Origin of the sequence: Enterobacteriaceae endosymbiont of Donacia piscatrix, from assembly GCF_012569525.1 — a bacterium.
In the GTDB taxonomy this organism is placed as follows: domain Bacteria; phylum Pseudomonadota; class Gammaproteobacteria; order Enterobacterales; family Enterobacteriaceae.
In genome coordinates this window covers 414,610-419,836 of sequence record NZ_CP046200.1, presented here as the reverse complement: position 1 = coordinate 419,836, position 5,227 = coordinate 414,610, and the positions used below count along the sequence as shown (strand labels likewise).

Sequence of the window (5,227 nt, the reverse complement as noted above, 5' to 3'; positions counted from 1 at the left end):
AAACAAGAGGCTAAAGAATTAGTTTTTTTATTAAAAACTATTTTAAGACCAAAAAAGAAACAAAAAATTATAAATATTTTATCAAGTAAAATATTTAATATTGATTTATCTTTTTTTGATAAAAAAAATAGAAAAAAACATATAGAAAAAATAGTTAATAAATTTAATAAATATAAATTAATTTGGGAAAAATATGGAATTTTGAATATGTTAGAAGAAATTTTTATAAAAGATAAATTTATTTCTAAAATAAATATTTTAAATAAATTTATGAAGGAAAAAATAAAAAATATTCTATATTTAGGTGAAATAATACAAACATCATGTTCTGATATAACAGATCATAAAAAAATAATAAAATGGTTATTACAACAGATTAAATATACAAATAAAAATTTATTAACTCAACAAATAAAATTAAATAATGAAATTAATAAAATTAAAATTATGACTATACATAAATCTAAAGGATTACAATTTCCTATTGTTTGGTTACCATTTATTTCTTCTAATATTATTGATTTTATAAATAAAGATGGAATTATTTACCATAATAGAAAAAATTTTAAAATAACTTTAGATTTTAAAAAAGATAAAGAAAGTAAAAAATTATTTTTAGAAGAAACACTTTCTGAAAACTTAAGATTATTGTATGTATCTTTAACTAGATCGATTTTTCATTGTAGTATCGGGATCACTAATTTAAAATTTTATAATTTTAAAAAATTAAATCCATATATATCTTATATAAATGCTTTAAATTTTTTATTAAAAAAAAAAAATAATATTTCAGATACTAATTTTAAAAAAATTTTATATAATTTACAAAATGAAAATATTTCTATTAAAATTTTTAATAAAATAAAAAAAATCACATTAGATAATAATATTTATACAAAATCAAAAAATAAAAAATTATTTACATCTCCAATAAAAAATTTTTTTTATAAAAATAAAATAATATCTAGTTTTTCTAAAATTAAAAAACAACAAAGTTTTAATTTAAATTTTTTAAATATTAATTATCAATACAACTTTTTAAATTTAATTAAAAAAAATAAAAAAAAAACACAATATAATTTTCCCATAGGAAAAAAAATAGGAATTATTATTCATAACATTTTAGAAAAATTAGATTTTACGAAAAATATTTCTAGAAGTTTTATTAAAAAAGAATTAATAAAAAATCATATTAATTCTTCTTGGCATATCATGATAACTAATTGGTTTAATAAAATTTTAAATACACCAATAGGTAAAAATAAAATTATTTTAAATCAAATAAATAATAATGAAAAAAAAACAGAATTTAATTTTTATTTATCTATAAAAAAAAATTTTTCATCTCTAGAATATAACAATATTCTAAGTAAATATGATATTATCTCAAATAAATTAAATAAATTAAATTTTAAAACAATTAATGGTTTTTTATCAGGTATTATAGATTTAATATTTTTATGGAAAAAAAAATTTTATATTATAGATTATAAATCTAGTTGGTTAGGTAATAATAATGAAGATTATAAAACAAAAAATATTGAAAAAGATATATATTTAAATCGTTATGATATACAATATCAATTTTATACATTAGCTTTACATAAATATTTAAAATATCGTATTAAAAATTATAATTACGAGAAATTTTTTGGAGGTATTATATACCTCTATATTAGAGGTTTTGATTATAAAATAAAAAAAAATAATGGGGTATGGGAAATAAAACCATCGATTAAATTAATTAATAATTTAAATAAATTATTTTTATAAAATCTTATTTAATAAATTTTAAACAAAATAATATGTATTTATTTTTAAAAAAATTATGTAAAATTAAAATCATTCGTTTAATTGATTTATATTTAGCATCTATATTAACAAATAAAAAAAAAAATTTACTAATGTTTGCTATTGCTTTACTTAGTAATTATATTGGTAAAGGTAATATTTGTTTACCCTTATCTCAATTAAATTTAAATTTAAATATTAAAAATAAAAAAAATAATTATTTATTAAAAAAAATAAAAGAAATTAATAAAATTAAAAATTGGGAAAAAATTTTATCTTCTTACAAAGATATTGTTAGTAATGGGGAAAAAAATACTCCTATTGTTTTAATAGATAATTATTTATATTTACATAAAATGTGGAATGAAGAAAATATAATTGTTAAAAATTTTCTTAATAATATTTTTTTTTCTATAGAACCAAAAAAAATAAAAAAAATTTTACAATTTTTATGTAATAAAAAAGATTTTATACAACAAAAGGCTATTTGTTCTTCATTAACACACAGGATTAGTATAATTACTGGTTCCCCTGGTACTGGTAAAACTAGTCTTATATCAAAAATAATTTTTGCATTTATAAAAATTTTTAATACAAATTTAAAAATAAAAATTGTAGCTACTACTGGTAAAGCTGCAGTTAGATTAACACAATCTATTAATCATTTTTTTCATAATATTTCTAATAAAATAATAAATAAAAAAAAAAGAGAAAATATTCCTAAAAAAGCGACCACTATACATCATTTATTAAAAATGGAAATTTATACTAAAGAAATTAAATTTGATTGTTTAAATCAACTTAATATAGATTTGTTAATTATTGATGAATCATCAATGATTGATTTTAATTTAATGTCGACTATTTTAAACATTTTACCATCAAAAACTAGATTGGTTTTATTAGGAGATGAATATCAATTACCTTCTATAGAATATGGAAATTTATTTAAAGATTTATGTTATTTTAAAAAATTTTGTTTTACAAAAAAATATTTTTTATGGTTAAATTCTATAATTAAATACCAATATAAAAAAAAAAACATGAAAAAATTTTTTTTTCGTAATTTTATTACTATTTTAAAATATAATTATAGATATGCAATTAATTCTGGTATTAATAAATTAGCTTTAAATGTAAAACATGGTAATCAAAAAAAAATTGAAAAAATTTTTTTATTAAAAAAATATAATGATGTTAAATATTTCAATATGTTAAATATAAATGAATATAAATTAATGATATCTTCTTTTGTTAAAGAATATAAAAAATATTTTATTTATCTACAAAAACATAAAATTAATAATGAAAGTATTTTATATAAATTTAATAATTATCAAATAATATGTGCTATAAAATATGGATTATTTGGTACAAAAATAATTAACTCTATTATTGAAAAAGAATTATTAAGTAATAAAATAATAAATATTATTTCCCAAAATTATAATTGGTATATAGGAAAACCCATTATTATTACAAAAAATGATAATTATCTAAATTTATTTAATGGAGACATTGGTATTACTTTTTTAGATAAAAAAGATCAAAAATTAAAAGTTAAATTTTTTTTATTTGATGGAAAACAAAAGACTATATGTATTGAAAATCTTCCATCATATGAAACAGCATATGCAATAACAGCTCATAAATCACAAGGATCAGAATTTCAAAATGTTGCATTAGTATTACCAAATAAATTTTATTCTATATTAACTAGAGAATTAATTTATACTGCTATTACAAGAGCTAAAAAAAAAGTTATTATTTACAGTAATAAAACCATTTTTTATAAAGCAATAAAATTTAAAATTCAAAGATTTTCTAATATTAGAAATAAAATTATTAATCATATATAAATATTTATATTAAATTTTTCTATAAAAATAATTAATTAAAATTAAATTAAACGTTCTTTAATACGCGCAGCTTTACCAGTTAATTTACGTAAATAATATAATTTTGCTTTTCTTACATAACCTTTTTTTTTTATTTTAATATTATTGATTATTTTAGAATATAAAGAAAAGACACGTTCTATGCCAATACCATTGGATAATTTTCTAATAGTAAAAGAACAATTAAAACTATTTTTTTTAGAAATTGCGATTACAATACCTTCAAAAATTTGAATTCTTCTTTTTGAACCTTCTACGACCCAAATATGTATTTCTAATATATCTCCAGGTCTAAATAATGGAAATTTCTTATAATTTTTAATTTGTTTTTTTTCAATATAATTAATAATATCATTCATTATGATAACTCCAAAATATTATTTATTTTTTAAATAAGAATTTTTAAATTTTTCAAATAAAAATTTTTCTTTTTTTGTTAATATTTTTTTTTTAAATAAATCTGGTCTTTTTAACCAAGTGAAACCTAATGATTGTTTTAATCTCCAATCTTTTATTTTTTTATGATTACCTGATACTAAAACTGGGGGAACATTATTTTTTTTTAAATGTTTTAATATTTTAGGTCTAGTATAATTAGGAAATCCTAATAATCCATTATTAAAAAAAGAATCTGTAGTACATGACGATATTGTATTTAATACACCAGGAATATTTCTTACTAAAACATCTATTAAAACCATAGCTGGTAATTCTCCCCCACTAAGAATATAATCTCCTATTGAAATTTCTTCATCTACAAAATTATTAATTACACGTTCATCTATGCCTTTATATCTACCACAAATAAATATCATATTTTTATATGATAAAAGTTTTCGAATACAAGATAAATTTATTTGTTTACCTTGAGGAGATAAAAAAATAATTTTTACATGATGTTTCATTTGTAATTTTGCTTGATAAATAGCTCTTATTAAAGGTTTTGCTTTTAATATAACACCTCCACCTCCTCCATAAATTAAAGAATCTACTTTCTTATGTTTGTTTTTAGTAAAATCTCGAGGATTAAAAAAATTAATATTTAATAATTTTTTTTTTATACTCTTATTAATTAATCCATATTTTATAATTTCTTTAAACATATTAGGAAATAAACTAATAATACTAATTAACATAAATATTTTTATTATTTTATTTATTAAATAAATTATATATTCCAATCTACTTTAATATAGTTATTAATTAAATCTACTTTTTTTACAATATCGGGTTCAATAAAAGGAATTAATATTTCTTTTTTACTAATTTTTAATTTATTAGGTTTAATAATAAGAACATCATGTATTTTAAGATTTATTAAATTAATAATTTTACCTAAAAAAAATTTTTTATTAAAAACAAAACACCCAATTATTTCATACCAATAATATTCTTTTATTTTTTTATATTTTTTTAATTCATTTTTAAAAATGAAAATTTTTTTATTAGTTAAATTTAAAATATTATTTATATTATTTAAATTTTTAAATTTAACAATATAATTATTTTTATAAATTTTATATTTATAGAAAATTATG

The 5,227-nt window shown here is 15.9% G+C and carries 5 protein-coding genes; 2 read left to right on the top strand and 3 right to left on the bottom strand.

Annotation, left to right across the window (positions count from 1 at the left end; genetic code table 11):
• Together GJT96_RS02090 and recD are read left to right on the top strand one after the other, a co-directional pair.
• Nucleotides 1-1,773: 3'-5' exonuclease (locus GJT96_RS02090; RefSeq protein ID WP_211080505.1), on the top strand; the 1,773-nt coding region annotated here is incomplete at its 5' end.
• A 32-nt stretch (nt 1,774-1,805) separates the two neighbouring features.
• Nucleotides 1,806-3,650, top strand: coding sequence for an exodeoxyribonuclease V subunit alpha (gene recD / locus GJT96_RS02085; protein ID WP_169780547.1), 1,845 nt, complete (start codon nt 1,806-1,808; stop codon nt 3,648-3,650).
• A 41-nt stretch (nt 3,651-3,691) separates the two neighbouring features.
• Here recD and rplS read toward each other — a convergent pair whose 3' ends face one another.
• The 3 genes from rplS to rimM all read right to left on the bottom strand — a co-directional run.
• Nucleotides 3,692-4,048 (bottom strand): 50S ribosomal protein L19, encoded by a 357-nt coding sequence (gene rplS / locus GJT96_RS02080; RefSeq protein WP_169780546.1) that lies wholly within the window; start codon nt 4,046-4,048, stop codon nt 3,692-3,694.
• An 18-nt stretch (nt 4,049-4,066) separates the two neighbouring features.
• Nucleotides 4,067-4,825 carry a tRNA (guanosine(37)-N1)-methyltransferase TrmD gene (trmD, locus tag GJT96_RS02075; protein ID WP_169780545.1) on the bottom strand — a complete coding sequence of 253 codons (759 nt, stop codon included), beginning with the start codon at nt 4,823-4,825 and terminating at the stop codon, nt 4,067-4,069.
• A 32-nt stretch (nt 4,826-4,857) separates the two neighbouring features.
• Nucleotides 4,858-5,227, bottom strand: a 370-nt coding sequence (gene rimM, locus GJT96_RS02070) for a ribosome maturation factor RimM (protein WP_169780544.1), incomplete at its 5' end; no start/stop codon positions are given.